This is a genomic window from Enterococcus sp. UD-01, from assembly GCF_044909655.1.
In the GTDB taxonomy this organism is placed as follows: domain Bacteria; phylum Bacillota; class Bacilli; order Lactobacillales; family Enterococcaceae; genus Enterococcus_L.
The window spans coordinates 21,329-41,411 of record NZ_JBIYEU010000024.1 but is presented as its reverse complement, the minus strand read 5'-3'; the positions used below and the strand labels follow the sequence as shown (position 1 = coordinate 41,411).

35 protein-coding genes are annotated in these 20,083 nt (G+C 34.6%); 32 read left to right on the top strand and 3 right to left on the bottom strand.

Translation table 11 applies throughout. From position 1 onward, the window contains the following. Positions 1–179: 179 nt before the first annotated feature. The 3 genes from ABH902_RS15050 to ABH902_RS15040 are packed head-to-tail and all read right to left on the bottom strand — an operon-like array spanning position 180 to position 2,383. Positions 180–1,322 carry a tyrosine-type recombinase/integrase gene (locus tag ABH902_RS15050; RefSeq protein WP_404592112.1) on the bottom strand — a complete coding sequence of 381 codons (1,143 nt, stop codon included), beginning with the start codon at positions 1,320–1,322 and terminating at the stop codon, positions 180–182. 14 nt (positions 1,323–1,336) lie between these two features. After that, complete coding sequence (locus ABH902_RS15045; RefSeq protein WP_404592110.1) at positions 1,337–2,011, bottom strand: ImmA/IrrE family metallo-endopeptidase; 675 nt, start codon at positions 2,009–2,011, stop codon at positions 1,337–1,339. Between the two features lie 12 nt (positions 2,012–2,023). Continuing rightward, entirely contained in the window at positions 2,024–2,383 is a 360-nt protein-coding gene (locus ABH902_RS15040) for a helix-turn-helix domain-containing protein (protein WP_404592108.1), read from the bottom strand. Positions 2,384–2,674: 291 nt separating this feature from the next. Here ABH902_RS15040 and ABH902_RS15035 point away from each other — a divergent pair, with 291 nt between their 5' ends. From ABH902_RS15035 to ABH902_RS14880, 32 genes are all read left to right on the top strand, one after another. Then, a complete protein-coding gene (locus ABH902_RS15035; RefSeq protein WP_404592106.1) occupies positions 2,675–2,878 on the top strand; it encodes a hypothetical protein in 204 nt (67 codons plus the stop codon). 18 nt (positions 2,879–2,896) lie between these two features. Then, positions 2,897–3,196 (top strand): hypothetical protein, encoded by a 300-nt coding sequence (locus tag ABH902_RS15030; protein WP_404592105.1) that lies wholly within the window; start codon positions 2,897–2,899, stop codon positions 3,194–3,196. Positions 3,197–3,199: 3 nt separating this feature from the next. Then, a complete protein-coding gene (locus ABH902_RS15025) occupies positions 3,200–3,364 on the top strand; it encodes a hypothetical protein (RefSeq protein ID WP_404592103.1) in 165 nt (54 codons plus the stop codon). Next, positions 3,361–3,720: a hypothetical protein gene (locus ABH902_RS15020; RefSeq protein WP_404592101.1), complete on the top strand. Its 360-nt coding sequence runs from the start codon at positions 3,361–3,363 to the stop codon at positions 3,718–3,720. The genes ABH902_RS15025 and ABH902_RS15020 overlap by 4 nt, the downstream gene beginning before the upstream one ends. Continuing rightward, complete coding sequence (locus ABH902_RS15015) at positions 3,717–3,920, top strand: hypothetical protein (protein WP_404592099.1); 204 nt, start codon at positions 3,717–3,719, stop codon at positions 3,918–3,920. The genes ABH902_RS15020 and ABH902_RS15015 overlap by 4 nt, the downstream gene beginning before the upstream one ends. A 15-nt stretch (positions 3,921–3,935) precedes the next feature. Beyond that, a complete protein-coding gene (locus ABH902_RS15010) occupies positions 3,936–4,127 on the top strand; it encodes a hypothetical protein (protein WP_404592097.1) in 192 nt (63 codons plus the stop codon). Further along, positions 4,128–4,499: a hypothetical protein gene (locus ABH902_RS15005; RefSeq protein ID WP_404592095.1), complete on the top strand. Its 372-nt coding sequence runs from the start codon at positions 4,128–4,130 to the stop codon at positions 4,497–4,499. Positions 4,500–4,517: 18 nt separating this feature from the next. Beyond that, on the top strand, positions 4,518–4,973 hold the full coding sequence (locus ABH902_RS15000; RefSeq protein WP_404592093.1) for a hypothetical protein: 456 nt from the start codon (positions 4,518–4,520) through the stop codon (positions 4,971–4,973). 158 nt (positions 4,974–5,131) lie between these two features. Beyond that, entirely contained in the window at positions 5,132–5,302 is a 171-nt protein-coding gene (locus ABH902_RS14995) for a hypothetical protein (protein ID WP_404592091.1), read from the top strand. After that, positions 5,303–5,662, top strand: a complete 360-nt coding sequence (locus ABH902_RS14990; protein ID WP_404592089.1) for a hypothetical protein — start codon at positions 5,303–5,305, stop codon at positions 5,660–5,662. 49 nt (positions 5,663–5,711) lie between these two features. Next, on the top strand, positions 5,712–6,521 hold the full coding sequence (locus ABH902_RS14985) for an SPFH domain-containing protein (protein WP_404592087.1): 810 nt from the start codon (positions 5,712–5,714) through the stop codon (positions 6,519–6,521). Positions 6,522–6,673: 152 nt separating this feature from the next. Further along, positions 6,674–6,970, top strand: a complete 297-nt coding sequence (locus tag ABH902_RS14980) for a VRR-NUC domain-containing protein (protein WP_404592085.1) — start codon at positions 6,674–6,676, stop codon at positions 6,968–6,970. Then, the gene (locus tag ABH902_RS14975; protein ID WP_404592113.1) at positions 6,960–8,147 is read left to right on the top strand and encodes an SNF2-related protein; all 1,188 of its coding nucleotides are present in this window, start codon (positions 6,960–6,962) and stop codon (positions 8,145–8,147) included. The genes ABH902_RS14980 and ABH902_RS14975 overlap by 11 nt, the downstream gene beginning before the upstream one ends. A gap of 11 nt (positions 8,148–8,158) precedes the next feature. Next, entirely contained in the window at positions 8,159–8,338 is a 180-nt protein-coding gene (locus tag ABH902_RS14970) for a hypothetical protein (RefSeq protein WP_404592084.1), read from the top strand. A 19-nt stretch (positions 8,339–8,357) separates the two neighbouring features. Next, positions 8,358–9,263, top strand: a complete 906-nt coding sequence (locus ABH902_RS14965; protein ID WP_404592082.1) for a lambda-exonuclease family protein — start codon at positions 8,358–8,360, stop codon at positions 9,261–9,263. A 1-nt stretch (position 9,264) separates the two neighbouring features. Next, entirely contained in the window at positions 9,265–9,720 is a 456-nt protein-coding gene (locus tag ABH902_RS14960; protein WP_404592080.1) for a hypothetical protein, read from the top strand. After that, positions 9,713–9,925, top strand: a complete 213-nt coding sequence (locus ABH902_RS14955) for a hypothetical protein (protein ID WP_010765184.1) — start codon at positions 9,713–9,715, stop codon at positions 9,923–9,925. Before ABH902_RS14960 ends, ABH902_RS14955 begins: the two co-directional genes overlap by 8 nt. 4 nt (positions 9,926–9,929) lie before the next feature. After that, the gene (locus tag ABH902_RS14950; protein WP_404592078.1) at positions 9,930–10,853 is read left to right on the top strand and encodes an AAA family ATPase; all 924 of its coding nucleotides are present in this window, start codon (positions 9,930–9,932) and stop codon (positions 10,851–10,853) included. 35 nt (positions 10,854–10,888) lie between these two features. Beyond that, positions 10,889–11,410 carry a DUF669 domain-containing protein gene (locus ABH902_RS14945; RefSeq protein ID WP_404592076.1) on the top strand — a complete coding sequence of 174 codons (522 nt, stop codon included), beginning with the start codon at positions 10,889–10,891 and terminating at the stop codon, positions 11,408–11,410. A gap of 13 nt (positions 11,411–11,423) precedes the next feature. Further along, on the top strand, positions 11,424–11,612 hold the full coding sequence (locus tag ABH902_RS14940) for a hypothetical protein (protein WP_404592074.1): 189 nt from the start codon (positions 11,424–11,426) through the stop codon (positions 11,610–11,612). A 5-nt stretch (positions 11,613–11,617) separates the two neighbouring features. Beyond that, a complete protein-coding gene (locus tag ABH902_RS14935; RefSeq protein WP_404592072.1) occupies positions 11,618–13,180 on the top strand; it encodes a hypothetical protein in 1,563 nt (520 codons plus the stop codon). A 17-nt stretch (positions 13,181–13,197) separates the two neighbouring features. After that, the gene (locus tag ABH902_RS14930) at positions 13,198–13,833 is read left to right on the top strand and encodes a DUF3850 domain-containing protein (protein WP_404592070.1); all 636 of its coding nucleotides are present in this window, start codon (positions 13,198–13,200) and stop codon (positions 13,831–13,833) included. Next, complete coding sequence (locus ABH902_RS14925; RefSeq protein ID WP_404592068.1) at positions 13,830–14,003, top strand: hypothetical protein; 174 nt, start codon at positions 13,830–13,832, stop codon at positions 14,001–14,003. The genes ABH902_RS14930 and ABH902_RS14925 overlap by 4 nt, the downstream gene beginning before the upstream one ends. Further along, a complete protein-coding gene (locus tag ABH902_RS14920) occupies positions 14,000–14,590 on the top strand; it encodes a hypothetical protein (protein ID WP_404592066.1) in 591 nt (196 codons plus the stop codon). The genes ABH902_RS14925 and ABH902_RS14920 overlap by 4 nt, the downstream gene beginning before the upstream one ends. Then, on the top strand, positions 14,587–14,823 hold the full coding sequence (locus ABH902_RS14915) for a hypothetical protein (RefSeq protein WP_404592065.1): 237 nt from the start codon (positions 14,587–14,589) through the stop codon (positions 14,821–14,823). The genes ABH902_RS14920 and ABH902_RS14915 overlap by 4 nt, the downstream gene beginning before the upstream one ends. 39 nt (positions 14,824–14,862) lie before the next feature. Beyond that, a complete protein-coding gene (locus ABH902_RS14910) occupies positions 14,863–16,716 on the top strand; it encodes a phage/plasmid primase, P4 family (protein ID WP_404592063.1) in 1,854 nt (617 codons plus the stop codon). Positions 16,717–17,102: 386 nt separating this feature from the next. Beyond that, positions 17,103–17,438 (top strand): sigma factor-like helix-turn-helix DNA-binding protein, encoded by a 336-nt coding sequence (locus ABH902_RS14905; protein ID WP_404592061.1) that lies wholly within the window; start codon positions 17,103–17,105, stop codon positions 17,436–17,438. 242 nt (positions 17,439–17,680) lie between these two features. Beyond that, a complete protein-coding gene (locus tag ABH902_RS14900; protein WP_404592059.1) occupies positions 17,681–17,920 on the top strand; it encodes a hypothetical protein in 240 nt (79 codons plus the stop codon). Beyond that, positions 17,921–18,121, top strand: a complete 201-nt coding sequence (locus tag ABH902_RS14895) for a hypothetical protein (RefSeq protein ID WP_404592057.1) — start codon at positions 17,921–17,923, stop codon at positions 18,119–18,121. 4 nt (positions 18,122–18,125) lie between these two features. Then, the gene (locus ABH902_RS14890; RefSeq protein WP_404592055.1) at positions 18,126–18,398 is read left to right on the top strand and encodes a hypothetical protein; all 273 of its coding nucleotides are present in this window, start codon (positions 18,126–18,128) and stop codon (positions 18,396–18,398) included. Positions 18,399–18,450: 52 nt separating this feature from the next. Further along, positions 18,451–18,630, top strand: coding sequence for a hypothetical protein (locus ABH902_RS14885; protein WP_404592053.1), 180 nt, complete (start codon positions 18,451–18,453; stop codon positions 18,628–18,630). A gap of 41 nt (positions 18,631–18,671) precedes the next feature. Next, entirely contained in the window at positions 18,672–19,943 is a 1,272-nt protein-coding gene (locus ABH902_RS14880; protein ID WP_404592051.1) for a site-specific DNA-methyltransferase, read from the top strand. Positions 19,944–20,083: the final 140 nt, after the last annotated feature.

The following is a 20,083-nucleotide window of genomic DNA, read 5'->3' as shown; positions in this document are numbered from 1 at the left end:
CTACCAAGAGTAAATAACAACCTTCATTTCCACCACAGACGACGGTCGTGGTGGTTTTTTTTATTTAATCACTTGTTGTATTTAAAGGATTTATGTACATTTGATAGTTATTTATATAGATTGTAATTGGTTTTTAAATATGATTTACCACAAATTTACCACAGACTTGGTTAAAAAAATTAGAGACTATCAAGAATGTTTTCAAACATATCAGCAGTTTCTTCTTCCTTATTTTTTAGTAAATGAGTATAGGTATCTAATGTAGTAGTAATTTTTCTATGCCCAAGACGCTCTGATACATATTTTGCATCTGCACCTTCAGCTAGTAAGAAAGTAGCATGTGTATGACGTAGCCCGTGTATAGTTATGTTTCTTATTACAGTATGTTCGTGTTGTTTATTAATTGTAGAAATTATTTTATCGAAGGCATATCGAGCATTCACGGGACTATAAGGATTGCTGTATTCATTGTAGAAAATGTAATCCATTTGCTTGGTGAATTTAGATGCTAATTTCAACTGCTTTAACAAATTGATTATATTTTGATGTACTGTAATCGTGCGCTTACTAGTATAAGTTTTTGTCTTTCCTAATCCATTAGCGTTACGAGACTTATTAATATCAATTTTTCGAGTATCAAAATCAATGTCACTCCAGGTTAAACCTAATACCTCACCGATTCGCATGCCTGTACTTAATATTAAAGAGAACATTGTATTATTTACCAGACTTTCTTTTTTTAATTGTTGATTGAATAATTTTAATTCGTCTTTTGTAAAAGCTTTTACAATTTTTTCTTCAGTTGGAAGTTTTACTCCACTTAATCTATTTCTATCAAGTTTTTCATGCTCTACGGCAGCATTAGTCATGGTCATAAATCTTCTGTGATACAAACGAACAGTAGCGGGCTTATATATTTCCAATAATGGATCAATAAATAATTTTTTATAAGTAATCTTATCAAGTTTTGAATATTTAAGTTTCCCTAATTTAGGAATAATCGCTTTTTTTATTGCTTGATCTGTATTTTGTAACGTACTTGGAGACCATGAATCTTTATAAAAGTCGAACCACTGTTTAGACCAGCTTTCAACGGTCATATTTTTGTTGTCTAGTAAACTTACATTTCCGTTTTCAACTTCATTCATAACCTCTATGAGTTCAGCATATGCCTCTTTTTCTGTCTTTATACCTGCTTTACTAGCTTCTACACGATTTCCTAGGGCGTTGTAATAAGGATATCTATATCCCCAAAAAACACCCTTTTTATTTGTGTATGAGTAAACGTGTTTAAACCGTTCAGACCAAATCTTTTTTACCATAAAATCACCCCTAGTTATATGCTATTTTCATAATCTAATAAAATTTGATTTTTTATTGTTGAGCCAAATCCTGATAGAGCCATGTTTATGTGTTGCTTTTCTCCTTCATTTTGGAAACGTGTAATCAGTCTGGACGAATATTCAACATCATATCCGAAATGATACATACAAAATTGAATCAATCTAACATATAATGCTGCGTTACTCATTTTTAATTCTTCCGCCATCTTGTAGAAAGATATATTTGTCTCCATATACTTTACAACAGAAATATCAGGTAACATAACTATTCCTGCTCCAAGGTTAGCTAGATCTTCAACCTCTTGTTCCTCTTTAGAATAGTATCCATCTTCTCCATTTCGATTTGCTAATGTCTGTGTTTCATCTGTACGAGATAGGTCAAAATTGCAATGAATCAGTTCGTGACAAAGACTGAAATTCCATCTATTTTTAGATAGTTTAGGATTAATAAATACTTTTACCTTGTTCTTCTTTTTTACTGTTACAGCTAGAAAATAATCACTTTCAATATATGGAATATTTGTCTTAACTTTGATTTTTCGATTTTCAAAGAAATCGGTTGAAAAATTTTCAAAATTATATTTCAAAGGATTAATGTTATGTTTTAGTAAGTATTGATTCAAAAGTAAATTAGTTAGGGAATATCGTATAGTAAATGCATCGTCCATCAGAAAAACTCCTTATTCGTCATCATCTTCGTCCATTGATTGTGCAATAAAATTCATTAAGTTTTTAACTTGTTTTCGGTAATCTTCTTTCTTATATTCAGGAACAGTTTTCTCTCCTTTCCTAAACATCATAATTAAATCAGAATATTCTTCATCGGAAGGAGTTTTAGATGAAATTTCATCTGTGCGGCCTAATAAATAATCTACTGTCACATCAAAATAATCAGCAATTTCTTCTAAACGCTCTACAGATGGATTCGAATCTTTCAATCTATATAAAACGTTTTTTCCATATCCCAACTCTTCCTCTATTCTATTTAATGATTTACCCTGATTCTTTGCCAATAATTTTATTCTCTCAAACGTTGTCATATCAGTATTCCTTTCGTCCAAGAAAGAATATTTTAACTTTATTTGTTAAAATCGTTGACACGCTTAACAAATGGTGTTAATATTCATCTTGTAAACATATTTAACAACTATAAACACAACAAAAAAACTAATTGATTAAAAAACGCTGTCCGCCAAGAAAGCTATTAAATCAAAGTTTAATGTGTCTTATTTGTCATGAATTGATTTTAACACCACGTGTTAAAGTTGTCAATTTATTTTAAGAAATAGTTGTTAAATTTGTTTATTCCGTAGAAGAAAGGAGAAGGTGTTATGGCTGAAATTGCAGAAATCACTCTAAAAGATAGAGAGAAAATCAAAAACTATGTTAAAAATTCAAATTTTTTAACATATACAATGCTGGCCAAAAGATTTGGTATCAGTAAAAGTGAGTTGTCTCTAATAATGAATGGAAAAAAAACATCTGCAGAGGCAAACAAAATTATTGATTCAATTATTACGATGTATGAATTGTGATAAAGGAGAGAAGTATGGATGGATGAAGAAACTGGATTAAAAAACGCTCTGTATGATCTGGTCTATAAAATTTTATCTAAAATGCTTAAAGAATCTATTGAACTATCTATTGAAAGATTGAATTTAGAAAAAGACACATTTGATAGAAAAGAAATAGCCAGAAGGAATTCAATGTCATTATCTACTGCAGAACGCGAAATATTTAATGATCCTCGTATGATTGCTATTGAGCGTAAGAAGCCTAATGGCAAATGTTATTACGAAGCTAAAGAAGCGAAACGAATTTGTAAAGAAATAATTAGTGAATGGGATGGATAGCAGTTGGCTAAGGGAGTAAGAATCGTGATTTTACTAGCAACACTAATCTTATTGACCATATCCATTATCTGTTTAGCAGCTGGAGAAACCTTTCAGGGGATCGTTCTTATAGCGGTGTTATGGATCGTGAGTATTTTACTAAGGATAAAGGAGGAAGATAAGAAATGAGTCTAATTGACCAGATTAATAAAATCACTGATGAATCATTTGAAAAATGGTTTGATCGTTGGTACAAGAAATTGGATTTAGAAACAAGATTAATCAAGGAAGCTCAAAAAGGTTTCGATGGTGTTCAAATTTATATCAAAAAGGAAGACGAAAATGAGTCTAATTTTAGCACTAAACAGAGCTATTACGTTAGACGGTTACGTGATGTTCGAACTGTGAAATGCTTAAAAGAAAAACTAGGTAGTGGGTTTCAGGTTGAACACAAGGAGCAGACTAGAGAAGGTAATTTCTTTGGTTTTATGATTTATCGTACTAGCGAATGGATAAACATCAGTTGGAAGGAGCAGGTTGAATGAAACATAAATTTTTTAAGCTTATGCCGGATTTATTATTGACAATTGTTTTAGTCATCGGCTTCAAATTGTCACCAGTCTATGGAGTATTTTCTTTAATAGTTTGGTTGTACATTGCTTTGGATGGTAAAAGCAAGCGAAGAATTAAACACAGTAAGCCAGAAACGATCATCATTGAAGATCCAGAAGCTTGGGACTGTTAGTAAGGAGGGATTTAGATGCTTAATCAAAAGCAAAGCGAATTCATTGTACGGATTCTAAAGAAAGAGCAAGCAAACTACGTTGCTTTATTAAATCACGAAAACGCAAAACCATTAAAAAATCAAGATACGCAGCTATTAGATCAGTTAACGGATGATTATCACGAATTAGATACTATTTTAGATGAAGTTCAGAGAGTAGGTGTTTAGATGCAGCGTGTATTAGAGACAGGTCAAGCGAATAGTTTAGATGAGCTATATCAGTTGATCAATAAATATGAAAAGCTGAAAGAAAATCCTATTACTGATCAAAACTATAAGATGGATTTTACTGCAAAAACCGTTTCAATTGATTTTCTTGATAAGGAATTTAAAAAGGGTGAGATTGTCGTAGAGCATTTGAACAATAGTATCGGTATTACTAAGATAACTTTTTTAGAACAAGATCCTTGTCGCGAAAGAGGTCAAATGTTAGTTAAAACAGGACGACTCTTAGACAACAGTCCAGAATCTAGCGAAACAAGATTTTATTGGTTGTACAAGATCAAAGATTTATGTGTTGATTACAAAATTTATATATAGGGAAGTAGGTGTTTAGATGTGGCTGCTAAAAATTGGACAACCAAAGAAATCGAGTACATCAGGAAAAACGCTCTGTTTGCTGAAACGAATGCTGTTCTTAATGTTGATCAATTGGCAAAGAAACTTTCACGTCCATCAAAATCAGTTGAAATGAAGATATACAAAATGCGCAAAGATGGTCTATTACCTAAAACAGACTATACAAAATCATTTGAGGCTGCAGGTAGGCGATTTTCTCCTGATGAAGATAAACGAATAATAGCAATGTATAGGCAAAATGAGACCTATAAGGATATTGGGGAAAGTCTTGGAAGATCCGAACAGTCTATTTCAGGTAGAATTTTTACGCTGAAAAAAATGGACAAATTAAGCGGAATAATTCACAGAAAAATTGGTCAGAAAAAGAAATACAACTGGTTATTGAAAATATCCGATTTGATGAAAATGGTTTTGTTTCCAACTATCCTGATTTAACTCGGTTAATCGTCAATAAGCGTCTCACTCAAATTCAACATAAAGTTTACAGTCTGAGAAAAGAGAATTTAATCACAGTTCAGGCTGATAGGAGCAAGACCAGTATTAAGTCTAAAAAAGCGATGGATCGTTTCAATTGTGCCAGATTTGGAAAAAGAATGGAGGAACAACCTGTGGAAGATAATTCTGTTCAAACGAATGTAAATATTACAACGCAATCCAAAATGATTCAAATGATCATAACTATTGTTGAGATTGGAAATGAGCGAACGACAAATTTCTTTACCACTGAAGGCGAGCTACTAGCAGTTAAGAAAGAGGTGATATAGATGAAAGTAACATTTGTGAACTATGAAAGTGAAGTTGTCTTTTCAAGTTATGCTGACAACGGTAATACAGCAATTCAATTGATTGGTTCTAAAGGTACAGATTATGAAGGTGAATTGATCGCTACAGCAAGTGTAAATACAGATGTTTCGTTGGCATCAAATGCAGTCGCAATTAAAGGTTGGTCGGAAAACGAAGGTATGGAAGCAGCACTAATCAAGTCCAATGTGATTGATTCTAAAGCTACTGGATTAATTACATGCGGTTTTGTAGAAGCAAAAATTTACCAATTAACATCTGAAGCTATTCAAGAACAAATAAAACAAGAGCCTGCATCGTCTGCAAACGATACAAGCCATTAAATAAATTATTCGTATAAAAATTATAACACAGAATAGGAGAAAAAGAATTATGCAAGAAAACACAGGAACTAAGCTTTTAGTAACAGGAGTAGTCGCAGTAGTTTTAGGAGTGGCAGGAGGCTTCCTGTTTTGGGAAAAAATTGACAATGGATATGTGGGTGTTCGCTATTCAATGAGTGGTGGGATTAAGGATGACACATTATCTCAAGGTGTAAAATTTGTCGGTTTAGATAAAGTGATTCAATACCCAATCCGTTTGCAAACGATCCAAGCGAAGGATGTATCCGTTTCAACTTCAGATGGGAAAAAGACGACAGTAAACATCAAATACGATTATAAAGTGGATCCAACAAATGCTTCAAAAATGTATAAAGAGTTCGGCAATATTACATCTGAAGACATTGAAAAAGGTTGGCTCAAATCTAAGTTACAAAAAGAAGCAAGAGAAGTCTATTCAAAATATAGCCTACTGAACGTCCTATCAGGCGATTCATCAAAGGTTGAAGCTTCTTTATTGGATAACTTTTCTAAAGCAGTAGAAGCCAAAGGATTTGTGGTTGAAGATGTAACCGTCGGAGTACCGGAAGTTGACAGCGAAACACAAAAATCAATCGATGGCATCATCCGTGCTGGTCAAGACAATGAGAAAGCGAAGTTAGATGCACAGACAGCCAAAACAAAAGCAGATAGCCAAGCCTACCAAAAAGTTAAGTCTGCAGAGGCAGAAGCTGATGCAAATAAAAAACTATCAGAATCAATTACTCCGGAATTAATCAACCTTAAGGAAGCAGAAGCTCGTTTGAAACACGGATGGGTTGAAGTACAAACTGGCGAAGCAATTGTGGATGCCAAGAAATAGGTGATCGTATGGGATTTTTCATTCAAAAGATAGTCATTGGCCTAGTGATAGTTTCTGCTATTTACGGATTGTGGAATTTATTCAGAAAAGATGAACCAGAGAAAAATGATAACGATGATTCTTGGGATGAATTTTGAAGAAGGTGTGATTACATGGCTGGGCCAGAAAAGAAAATAGAAAACAAAATAAAAAAATATCTTGATTCATTAGGTGCGTATTATTTAAAAGTACACGGTTCTATGTATCAACCATCTGGTACTCCGGATATTTTGGCTTGTGTAAATGGTCGATTTATAGGTATCGAAGTAAAACGACCAGACGGCAAAGGACGTGAGTCAGCTTTGCAGAAAAGTAAAATAAAAAAAATTCGATCTGCAGGAGGTGTGGCATTCTTTGCAAAATCAGTGGAAGAAGTATCCGCAATGCTCAAACATGAAAATGTTATATAACTTTCAAAAACAGAGCATTGACACAGCTGACAGTAACTTTCTTTTCGCTTTAGATACTGGTACAGGAAAAACAATCACTTCTATTCATCAATATCTAAAATGGTCAAATGGGGAACCGCTGCTAATAGTAATGCCAGCTCAAAAATTAAAAGAACAAGGTTGGCGAAGAGATATTCAAGCTGTTTGTAATTTTTATAAGATTGAAATCACATTTGCAGAACTTAGCTATGGAAAATTAGCAGATAGTTACATGCTCTATAAAGGTTGGTTTGTGATTTTTGATGAAGCTCATTATATTAAAAATCCAACAAGTAAAAGAGGAAAAGCTGCAGTAAAACTAACCAAGCAATCTACTCATTTTGAATTGTTGACAGCTACCCCAGCATCTAACGGTTGGGAAGATACCTACAATTATTTCATCATGTTTGGCTATTTCAAGAACAAAAAACAGATGAATGATCGCCACGCAATATGGGGAACAATGTATTTAGGTACCAGGCGTATTCCTAAAATTGAGGGCTGGAAAAATGAAGACGATCTTCAAGAAATGTACAACAGTTTCACTATTTCGATAAGTAAGGACGATGCGCTGGATCTGCCGCCATTAGTCATCAAAGATGTTCCGTTTGCTAAGACAAGTGAGTACAAAACGATTTCTAAGGACCGTGTGTATGATGATGTCGATTATGACACACCGTCTAAACTGGCTCATGGATTGAGGTTCTATGCCAATCAAAAAGACAAACTTGAGTATATAAAGATGCTGTTTGAAGGGACATCCAACAATATTGTGATCTTTTACTATTATCAAAAAGAGCTAGAAGAATTGAAGAAACTGGCCAAAGATAAAACTATTTATGAAGTAAATGGCCAAGCTTCCAAACTGCCAAAAAAAGAAACGTGGCCAAGTATAAAAAGTTCAGTGACATTCGTCCAGTACATGGCAGGAAGTGCAGGTATCGAACTTCAGTATGCAAATTTAGTTGTCTTTTATACACCGACTTATTCATACCAGGACTACAGTCAAGCTTTAGGTCGTGCCTATCGAAATGGCCAGACTAAAAAAGTTACTGTGCTTCGATTTATCACGCAAGCAACGATTGAACAGGCAGTGTATGAAGCGTTAGAGCAGAAGCAAGATTTTTCAGAAGAGTTGTACATGAAAACTAAATTGTGAGGTGAAAGAAAGTGTCGGCTGAGAAAAAATTCATTCCAGCTTCGTGGTTAGAAGTAGCCGAATGGTTAAATGATAATAATATCGATGATACTTATGTTTTGATCGATAAGATTATGTATCCAATAAAAGATGTAAGTATTAAGATTTCTGAATTAAAAAATTCTGATTGGTATTACTTACTCGATGAATAGAAGAAAGTGAGGAAGATAAATGTTCGGATTAGAAAAAACAGATACTAATGTAACGAATAATCGTAGTTCTTTTGTCGGTGGTTCAGACGTTCCGGTCATTCTAGGATTATCAAAATACAAAACGCAATTTCAGTTGGCACAGGAAAAAGCTGGAATTGTTAAACCAGAAAATATCAGTAATCCATATATTCAATTTGGAAATAAAATGGAACCATCTATTCGGGAATATATCAACACAAAGAATAGTTTGCATTTTCATCCGGATACTTTTATTGATAAGGACGATATGATCCGATCAAACGTCGATGGTATTGATGATGAAAATAAAATCCTTTTGGAAATTAAAACACACGGAGCTAAACCAACTCTCAAAGTTTATGAAGCTCAAATGCAGCTCTATTTTCATCAAACTGGTTGTGATTATGGATGGTTGGCGATGTACCAACGTCCTTCTGATTTTGATCTAGAGTTTGATGCATCAAACCTCAAAATAAAAGAAATTGAACGAGATCAGCACGCGATTGAAAAAATACTTGATGCAATCGAAACATTCTGGATCCGTCTAGAGTATTTGAAAGAAAAGCCTGATATGACCGAAACAGAATATTATACGATCGGTAATGATGTCGATAAACTGGTTGCTCGTGTAGAACGCTTTGAACTGCAGATGATCGAGTTCAAAGAAAAAGCCAAAATTCTTGAAACTCAACAAAAAGAGTTCAGAGAGCAGCTGTATAAAAAAATGGAAGAAAACGACATCAAGAAAATTGATACGGGTGATTTAGTCATTACTAGAGTTCTTCCTACAGTCCGCAAAGCAATTGATAGCACCAGATTAAAAAAAGAGCAACCTGATATTTACGAAAATTATTCAAAAGAATCTCAGGTTAAAGGCTCGATCAGAATCAAGGCAAAGACTGACTAATATGAAATCTACTACTAAAGATATTCGTCATGCTACCAGTTTCATCGAATCTAAATTGCTGGAAGAAGGTGTGGTCATTCAAAAATACGAGGCTTATTCAACAAATAGTGTCTATCTTAAATTTGATTGTGGGCTATCCAATTCTTTAAGAATTGGTGATCATGCTGGTAAACAACATCTTAGCTATATGTTTATGGTAGATGTGACTCATTCAGGAAGACGGATTGTAAAACAAGAAAGATTTACTCAATACACGTATGCTGCAACAAAAAAACAATTAAGAAAAGTTGTAAAGCATATTCTTGATCATCGAGATCGAAGGATTGATCAGTATGGAGGGTACGCAAATTACAGGGAACAAATGAAACGCCAGTATATAAAAAGCAAAGACCAGAAAGGATTTTGGTCACAAGCTGAATTTATAAATAAAAAGAGAGAAGGAATAAAAAATGATTAGACCATTAAAAACAACTACAAAATATTATGCAACTACTGAAGCAGAGGCAAAAAGTAAAGTTGATGAAATCAAAGAGAAATCAACTGGTTTAGTTACAAGTACTAAAATCGATCAAAAATCTCATAAAGAAGCTGGTGATTATTTTGAATTGACAGTTGTTCAAACTTTTACTTCTAGTAAAGACATTATCGAAAGTGGGGTGTAATTAAATGTCGATTTTACCACCGAACAAACCACAGGTACCAAAAGATACACCAAGAAATTTCTTCATCTGGGGTCCCACTATGGGCGGAAAGTCATTTCTAGCAACACAATTTCCGAACCCTCTTGTTTTTAATACTGATGGAAATGCAGAAGCCAATACGGTTCCTTCAGTTCAGCTTCGGAATATTAAAGACGAAAAAGGAAAAATTAAACGGTCAGTGATTGATCAACTTGATAAACTGATCACTGCGCTGCAGACAGAAAAGCATACCTATCAAACAGTCGTTCTTGATGTAATTGATGACATTATCGTAATGATCGAACAATACATCTGTGATAAGGAAGATGTTGAAACATTAGGAGATATTCCTTATGGGAAAGGCTATGCAGCTTTTACTAATATTTTTCAGCAGCTGGTTATTGAATTGAAATCTCTACCAATGAATGTCATCTACATTTCTAGAAACGCTTCTAAGATGGAAGGACTGACAGAAATTGAAATCCCTTCTTTAAAAGAAAAGCATCAAAATATCGTAAACGGAAACTGTGATCTATCTATCCAATGTAAGAAGGTCGGGAAAAATTATATCCGTGTGGCCAAAGCTAGACGGAAAGATTATATGAGAGAGCAGGTGGATGATCCAGCTATTCTAAAAATCTTAGATTCAATCACAGGCGTTTTCGGGAAATCTCCAAAAACGACAAAAAAACAACAAGAAGCGATCGTCAAAGAAATCGAAAAAAAAGAAGACGTTCTTCTAGCTGCTGAATCTGGAGATGACACTCCCAGTGATGAATCAGCTGAAAAAGCTGAAACAAAAGAAGAAACTAAGCCAGCAAGAAAGCAGACAGCTCCAGTTAATCAACAGGCATCAAAAGTGGCAGCAAATACCGCTGTTACAGGTAAACGAGTTCGACCACAAATCTAAAACACTACTACAGAAAATGAAAGAGGTAATGAAACATGGGACTTAAAGATTTAGCAAATGAAGTATTATCAAAATTTGATCCAAAGAACGACGATCCAAATGCTGGAGGCTTCGACAATTTGCCAGATGGTGAATACGATGTGACCTTAGCAAAAGCAGAACATAAAATTTTTGAAAAAAGCGGCTGGGAATGCTTGTCGTTTGAAAATGAAGTGACTGTTGGTGAAATGTCAGGCAGAAAAGAATTTATCAACATGAGCTTCGATCAATCTAGTACACCAGAGTTTGTCTTAAATAAAAATATTAAGTTAGTGGCCAAACTCGCTGCAGTAATTGGTTTGACACTTACGGACGAGGATTGGGAAGACGAAACGACAATGGCGCAAGCGTTTCAAGATGGCATCGGTAGTCAATATGTACTGAAAGTAACATCCTCACCAAACAAAAAAGATCCTACGAAGCCATACAGAAATTTTGATTTTATCTCCTATGATGATGAAGCAGACAATCCTAATGAACAGTATCCAGATATTAGTGATGAAGATCTTCCATATTAGGGGTGAGTAAATAATGTTCGTATTATCAGGCATTGATACCGGAAAGAAGTACATCGAAGAATCAACAAAAGAAGAGCTGCTTCGAAAAGCTTATGATAAGTATCCGACATCAAAACCAGCTAGAAAAGATGTCTTAAATTTACGAGAAAGTCTTAATGATCCGATTTATCCGGAACCCATGAGAATTATAGAAATTAGGTGAAATCCATGTTTACTTTCTATTGGTTACTACAAAATGAAAGTTCATTCACTGCAGTTCTAAAAACTGAAAATGAAGTACAAGTTATTACTGACAGAGAGAGTCTGAAAAAGGCTCTCGATTCTGTCGGCTATCTAGTGAGCTTTGGTAATTATTCAACTATGGATAAGCAGCTTGCTTTACTTCTTTCAAATAATAAAAGCAAGTATTTACAGAAAAATATATCACTTGATTTATCCCAGGAGCTTGGGAACAAAACAATTGAAGAAATTGGTTTTCGTCTTGGCCATGATTTGAAGGCAAAAACGGCAAAAGATTTTTGCCAAAAGCGAATTGAAATTTGTGAGTACATTTTTTCAAAAAGGGAAGAGTATTTGGAAAGTAAGTTTCAGATTGTGAAGGAATTCGATCTAGATCCGAGATTTGTTATGAAGACTCGTGCTGGTTTAGCTGCGGAAGTTTTGAAAGCAAAAAAACAGCCAAAGGCACCCAATGTTTTGATGTATGACTATGATAAAAGGATATACCTCAATGAGCTCCCTGAAAAATTAATCAATTTCTACAACAACATAAAAAAGCAGTACATCATCGATAAAGATGAAAAAATTAAATCTGAAAAGATTAAAATGACTCTTTGTGGTTTGACTCATACGTTTGGCTTTGGCGGTGTTCATGCAGCAAAGGAAAAATACAAAGGATCAGGAAATTTCTTGCTTATTGATGTACGTCAGTTTTTTCCTTCATTGATACTTAACAATAATTTTTTGAGCCATGCCGTGAAAGAGAAGCAAATTTACAAAAAATTGTATGACAAAAAAGTTGATACTGAACAAGAAACTTACAAGGTTTTGATTGCTGCAGTCAATGGAGCGATGAATAATTCATATTCAAACTTATATGATCCTCAGAAATTTTATGCAGTTACTGTTAATGGCCAGCTGATCATCACTCATCTTATTACGCTTTTAGAAAACTTCATTGAAGAATTAATTCAAACCAATACAGATGGCATACTAGTAAAAATAAATCCTGCATTCGAATCACTGATAAACGATTTGCTTAGTAGATGGTCCAAACACTATGAGCTGGATCTGAAAGTAACAAAAATAAAAAATGTTTGGCAGCGTGATGTAAATAACTATATTTTAGAGAAAACTTCTGGAGAGTTCATCAAGAAGGGAATTTATTCTGATGTTGATTACCTCAGTAGTGCTATTCCGGTTATTCCTGCAGCCCTAAATGCTTATATGTTGAAAGGAATCAAACCTCAAACGTTTTTGATTGATGTGTTCAAAAGTGAAACGATTGAACAGTTTTACTATATCGGAAAAATCGCCAGAGGATATGATGCGATTGAGCAACAAGTAGGTAGAAGTTATAAAAAGTTGAATAATACTGTTTGTGGTATTGCGACAAGTAATAAAAAACTAGGCGGTATCTATCAGACGAAGAACGACCTACATTCTAAGCTTCCAGGTTCTCCAGTTCATTTCCTACCGTATGATCGGGCGACTAAAAAAGATATTGATATGAGCTGGTATATAGAAGAAGTTGAAAAATTTATATTTTAGATAGGAGGACACAGCACATGGAAAAGATAATCGAGCATATCATTAATAAAAATAAAATGAAGATTGAGCGAAACGAGCGTGCTTTAGAAAAAGGAATGTCAACTCATGCTGTTAAAGATTTAGATCTATGCAATGAAATGAGAGAGGAATTTATCAAAGACCTCGAACAACTCAAATCATCACTACCCAAACCAGTTGAGGTGCCAGAGGTTAAACCGTGTCTTGCAGATTTTTATGAATCATACAAAAAAGACCTAACTCAAGGTGTATATGATTTAGTAGTAGGTATCCTTGATAAACCAAAAGAGAGCCGAACAGAGATGGAAGAACTGCTTGTTGACTGTGATGTCGATTTGATCAGTTTACTATACCGCATGAAAGACGGCTACACAGTGGTAAAAGAGCCTAAAGTCCACGACATCAAAATAAAGCCGAATTTTTTAGCTGATATAGTTTCTGGTATTAAAACTTTTGAAATTCGCAAAAACGATCGTGGCTATAAAAAAGGTGACATTTTGAATTTGCAAGAATATGAAAATGGTGAATATACAGGTAACGAGCTAAAAGTAAAAGTCACTTATATTCCTGATTTTCCATTACCTGATGATTATGTTGTTATGGGGATTGAACCAGTGGAGGAGGAAGAAAAATGAGTAAATCATATACACCAGAACAATTCGAGGAAATGCGTAAATTGTTTCAAGATTTTAAAAAAGCAGGACAGGAACACGAATTTACAGTAGGTACGATCCAAAGACGATTAAGAGTTGGGCGAGCAAAAGCGTTGGATATATTTGTTGATTTGATGGAGGAAGCGGAATGACAGAGAAAACACTCAAACATGAGCTATATAAGCATGGTAGCTATCTTATAAGCCTAAAAGAATCAGGATCAAGCTTTATCAATATCGATGACGAGATCAAAAAGTTGGAAGAGCTATTTCAGTTAGCTTCTAAAAAAGACACCCCACCCTTTGCGATCGGGGAGTATTACGCAACAGAAGATGGCAAAAAAATAGTCAAAATATTAGGTAACGTAGACAATCAAATTGAATATTATGTATATGATGCTCAGTATGGCACTTTTAAAAAATGGTACATTCCTGAAAAAGACATGACAGCCATTTTACCAGATTTAGCACCAGCCACCGTCGAACAGATAGCAACGTTTAAGCGTGCCGAGCAGTTTGCTGCTAAAGGGCGTAAGTGGAGCGAATTCAAAAAAGGTGACAAAGTCTTAAATAATAATACAGGCAGAATCGGGATCGTTGAAAGTGTAGATGAAGATGGGGATGCAGTTGTAAATTACAATTCGGAAGGACCACTATCAATTCGTGATTATAAATGCACAGGCGCTCTTTACCTTGACCTCATCCAAACAGCCGAAGAACCGCAGGAGCTGGAATCATGAGTTACGGACCAATTCCCGATAGATATCCATCTATAATGTATGACTTGTCTCCAGTAGGGATGTCTGCTGCTCAAGCAAGTGCAGCTGTTTCAAAATTGATCAGTAGTGGTTCTGTTGATCTAGTAGCATGGAAAGAATTACAAAATAAACCAGATTTCAAAATAAAAGGTCAAAAGCGAAATGGTTCATTAACTAGACAGCAAGCTTTTGGCCAACTTTTCAAAAATCACTAAAAATTTTATGACATACATCAAGGCAGGTGATAAGACAGTGTGCTTAATTTTATAAAACTTGAACCAGGGAAAAAGAAACCTGATCAACACAATTTAGACGATTTTTATACAGACATTACCAAGTTGAGCGATGCTGCAGTACGATTGGATGACAGCACGGTTGTGGTCGATTTCGATGAATATCCTGAAATCGGGAAAGCTTTGGTAAAAAAATATCCAACGTTTTGGGTTGAAACAAAGCGTGGGATACATCTTTACTACAAACGGCCGATTCAAATTAATGGCCACAAAATTCTTTTAAGAAACTGGACCAAGAAAAATACTGTCATCGGTGCGCTTGTTGATTTTAAGACAGGAAACAAATCCACTGTCACAATTAAACAAAATGGAAAACTTAGAAAAATACACGGTTCTTTTGAAATGTGGAATGATCTTCCGCCGCTGCCAATCGAACTATTCCCTGTTAAATTAAAGTCAGCTTTGACTGGCATGGGTGAAGGAAGTCGGAACAGTTCTCTTTATAGTCAACTTTTAACAACGAGAGAAATGTACGAGCTTGATTATGATACTTTGATCAAAATGGGTGAAACAATCAACGAATTAGTTTTCGCTGAACCGATCCCGACTGCAGATATTACTTCAGTAGTAAACTCAGTAAATGAGAAAGAGATTTTACAAAGTTTAGTTTTAAACCCTAGTGACATGATTGCAACTAGCGAAGCGCTGGCCAAAGAATTAGAAATAAAATTTTTTAACGGTTCTCTTTTCCATCGTGAAAAAAACTATTGGATTAATGATAAAAATAAACTATTAAGAAAAATTGATCAGCGAATAAAACTTTTACCTAATAAGTGGAAGCAGCTGGTTGATCTATTCCCTGTTAAAGGGGAATTGATAGAAGTATATGATTTCCCGATTCAATTTAAAAACGATTTTATGTTAGATGGTGCTGATGTCATTCCAATGGCCACAAAAGAATTTACTCCATATTTTTTAGATGTTGAGTATAATCCTGATGCGTACGATGAACATGTTGATAAGTTTCTAGATTTTTTAAGCAGTGAGAAAAAGGATCTTAGAAATGTGATTGAAGATATGTTGGGTCATATTTTAATGACACAGGGCTTTCCTCATAAAGTATTCTTTTTAGTTGGTTCATCTGGCGCAAATGGTAAGTCAACGTTCTTAGAAATGCTGAATGCCTTTATTGGTGATTTGGGTTTGAACCTTGCATTAGAACAGTTTAACGATCAGACATCCGTCATGGAACTCGAAGGAAAGCTGGTTAATGTCGGTGACGATATTGATGCTGGTTATATGGAAAAATCTATGAACTTTAAAACCTTAGCTTCAGGTAATACGATCATGGTCCGGCCAATCTACTCAAAACCTTACAAATTAAAAAATAAAGCAACGCTCGTTTTTACAGCAAATGAAATGCCGACTTTCAAGGATAAGTCTGGAGGGATTGCAAGACGGATCGTCATCATCCCTTGTGAAAATAAAGTAAAAAAAGCAGATCCTAAAATTGATGATAAACTTTCTACTGATAATGCGAAGTCGTATCTTTTAAATATCGCTTTGTCAGCTATGCATCGAATCATAAATAACGGCGGCCGCCTCTCCACTTCCGAAACAGTCGACAAGATCACAGATGAATACTTTGTTGAAAGTGATTCTATTCTTGGATTTCTGCACCAAAATGGCATTGATGAAAACATGACGACTAAAGGTGTCTATGATGATTACTTAAAATATTGTGAAGAAGCTGGCACAAAACCTTATTCTCAAACTAAATTTACTCAGCGGCTTAAAACAGCTGGTTACGAGAAGGCGCAACGTAGAATGATGGGGAAAAAATATTACTACTACAAGCAGATTGAAACAGAATAATAAAAAAGCCCCACTTTTAACAAAAAGCCCTACTTTGTCCCTACTTTTTTTAGAAAAGTGGGGACTGGTCAAACCCTTGTTATTATTGAGTTTATACTATAGTGTCCCCACTATCCCTACTTTTTTTTATTACTTAAAGAAAAAAAGAGGGGAATATATATAGTATTAATAAATATATATAAGAGGCTGAAAAAGTGGGGCTTCTGTGGCTTATTCGCTAAAACCCTTGTGGCTGTAAGCATTAAACAAGCCCTACTTTCATTATAAAAGTGGGGACAAAGTAGGGACAGCCCTACTTTTTATAAAAAATTAAAAGAAGGTGATTCATCATTTACCAGTGGTTAACAAAATTTCAGGAGCTTCAAAGAGAGATTGATTTTCTTGAGTTGGACTTAGAAGATAGTGAATCTGAATTAAAACGCTGGGTAAATGGCGATTTACAAAACGTCAGAATCACAAAAGAAAGTAAATCCGCTAAACTAGAGAATCGTATTGAAGAAATAAAAAACGAGCTGATCGTTTTAAAACAAAGGAAAACAAAGTTGCTTAAATTAATATACAAATTTGAAGATTTTGAAAGTAAATTACTAACTTTAAAATATATTGAAGGTAAAAAATTATTTGAGATTGCTGAGGAACTCCATTGTTCAGAAAGCACAGTATATAAAAGACATGCAGAATTGGTTCGAATCATAAAATTTGTTGATAAAAACTTTCATTAAATCTTCACCAACAAATTCCATGTAACTTATTGAAAAAGTGTATTATTCTAATAGCATAGTAATTCCGAATAAGACATTTCACTTTTTGTGAGGTGTCTTTTTACTTTTAATATAACGTATAAAATTTCTTTGTATCATTTAATGTATCACGTAACAGGTTTATAAAATAACGTGAAATGAGTTGTATTACATCTCCACACAAGTTAATATACATACAACAAATAGATAAGGGGATGTAAACAATGGAAATTCTATTAAACTGGGGCGATTACAATTTAGTGAAAGAAAACGGGAAATTAAAAGTAATTTGTAAATATAGTTTTTTACCTCAAATCTATGTGAACGTTGAAGATGATGAAATTATTTTCAGCCGTGAAGTTAAAATTCAAAAGTCTGATTGTGATACTGTACCGAGAATAAGAGCTGCAGCTGAAGCGATTGAGACGTTTAAAAAATTCTTGTTTGATATGGAGGTGGCTTAATTGGTTGGAGAAACAGTTGAAATTTTAAATGACCAAGAATTGTACGATCATATTATTAAGCGTGAACACCTAGATGTATTTGCTGAATTTGTTTTAGAAAATATTTCAGAGTGGAATTTCTATTCTGAGAGCTTTGATGAATTTACAGACAGAATGGAAAATGAATTTGCTGACTTATGTGAAATAGAGCGGGGGATATAAAGCAATGATAAAAATTGATGATATAAATGGCTATGTGTTATTGAGAAACGAAAGTACCACAAAATTCGCAGTAGATGTTGAAGATATAAATCTTCCAAAAATTCAACTTTTGGAAAATATGGATGAGACTTATTCAATTTCAATAATCACAACCAGTTGGGGAGCTAAACGGATTGAAGAAATTGGTCAAGTTGTGAAATATTACAATGCTGCTGAACAAGCTGCTAGAAAAATAAAAAACTATTTGGAAATCGAACATGCTGTGAAATTTAAATAAACAAGAGAGCTGAGAGGCTCTTTTGTATTATATGATTAGGAGGTCAAACCAAATGAATGCTTTACAAGTAGCTGAAAAAATAAAAAATAACCAAGCTTGGAAAAGAGCCTACAATAAAATTATCAAAGCAAAAAATCATGACGATAGAATGCTTGCCTATCAAGAGTTTGAAAATAAATTTGGTATTAATCTAAACGATAGAATTGGAATTTATGTTAAAGGATTTTTATAAATTATAGCCCTTTAGGGGCTTTTTATTTTGGAGGTAAACGAATGTTAATAAAAAAAATGAATCTATCTGATCTGAAGCCAGCTGATTACAATCCGAGAGTGGACTTAAAACCAGGTATGCCAGAATATGAGAAGCTAAAAAAATCCATCGAGGAATTTGGTTTCATTGATCCGCCGATATTTAACAAACAAACCGGAAATCTTGTAGGTGGTCATCAGCGTGTGTCTGTAGCTAAAGATTTGGGCATCACAGCAATTGAAGTGTCAGTGATCGATGTTCCGCTTGAGAAAGAAAAACAATTGAATATTGCCCTCAATAAAATCTCTGGCCAATGGGACGAAAATAAACTGGCAGTGCTGCTGCAAACATTCTCAGATGATGAAGTTGTTCTTTCCGGCTTTGATTCCGCTGAAGCTTCTGATCTAATTGATCGATTTGAATATAATATGGAAATTGAACAGCCGATTGAAGAAGATAATTTTGACGTTGATCAAGCAGTCAAAGAAATAAAGAAAACCGGACCAGTTGCACAGTATGGTGATATCTGGCAGTTAGGACAGCATCGGTTAATGTGTGGTGATGCGACGCTTGTCGATGATATTGATCGATTAATGGATGGAGCTGCTGCAGACTTGGTGGTCACCGATCCGCCGTACAATGTCGCTGTTGAGTCTGAAAGTGAAGAACTATCAGGATCTGGTCGTGAAACGATTTTAAATGATGATATGAGCGATGAAGAATTTCAGTCTTTCCTTCATTCTGTGTTTGCCAGCTATACTCATTTGATGGCTGATCATTCTGCAATTTATGTTTTTCATGCTTCTAGTACCCAACGGGATTTTGAAGATGCTATGAATGCTAATGATATTCTTGTGCGATCCCAATGTATCTGGGTTAAGAACTCATCCTCTAACGGATGGAGTCAATATCGTTGGCAGCATGAGCCTGTATTTTACGCTCACAAGAAAAAGTGTGCGCCATTTTGGCAAGGTAATCGTAAACAATCCACAGTTTGGCGAGATGATTTGCTGGATGATCTTCCAAGTACCATTTGGGAGTGTAGTCGTGGTAATGTCAATGCGTATGTTCATCCAACTCAAAAGCCATTATCTCTGTTGGCCATTCCGATTCGAAACAGTTCAAAGAAAGATCATTTGATTGTGGATCTATTTGGCGGTTCGGGTTCAACGCTAATGTGCGCTCATGAGTTAGATCGTCGCTGCTATACACTTGAGCTAGATCCTGTTTTCTGTGATGTGATCATCAAACGTTTTGAAGAATCAACTGGAATTAAAGCAGTAAAAATTAAGTAGTTTGTTACATCATCATCTTTCGGGAACTTGTAACGATTTATTTTGAAAGATGGTGATTAATAATAAAAAAAGCCGAGTGCGCAAACACTCGACTAATTCTACGAGGATATCTCCCCGAAGACACTGAGAAAAGACCGACG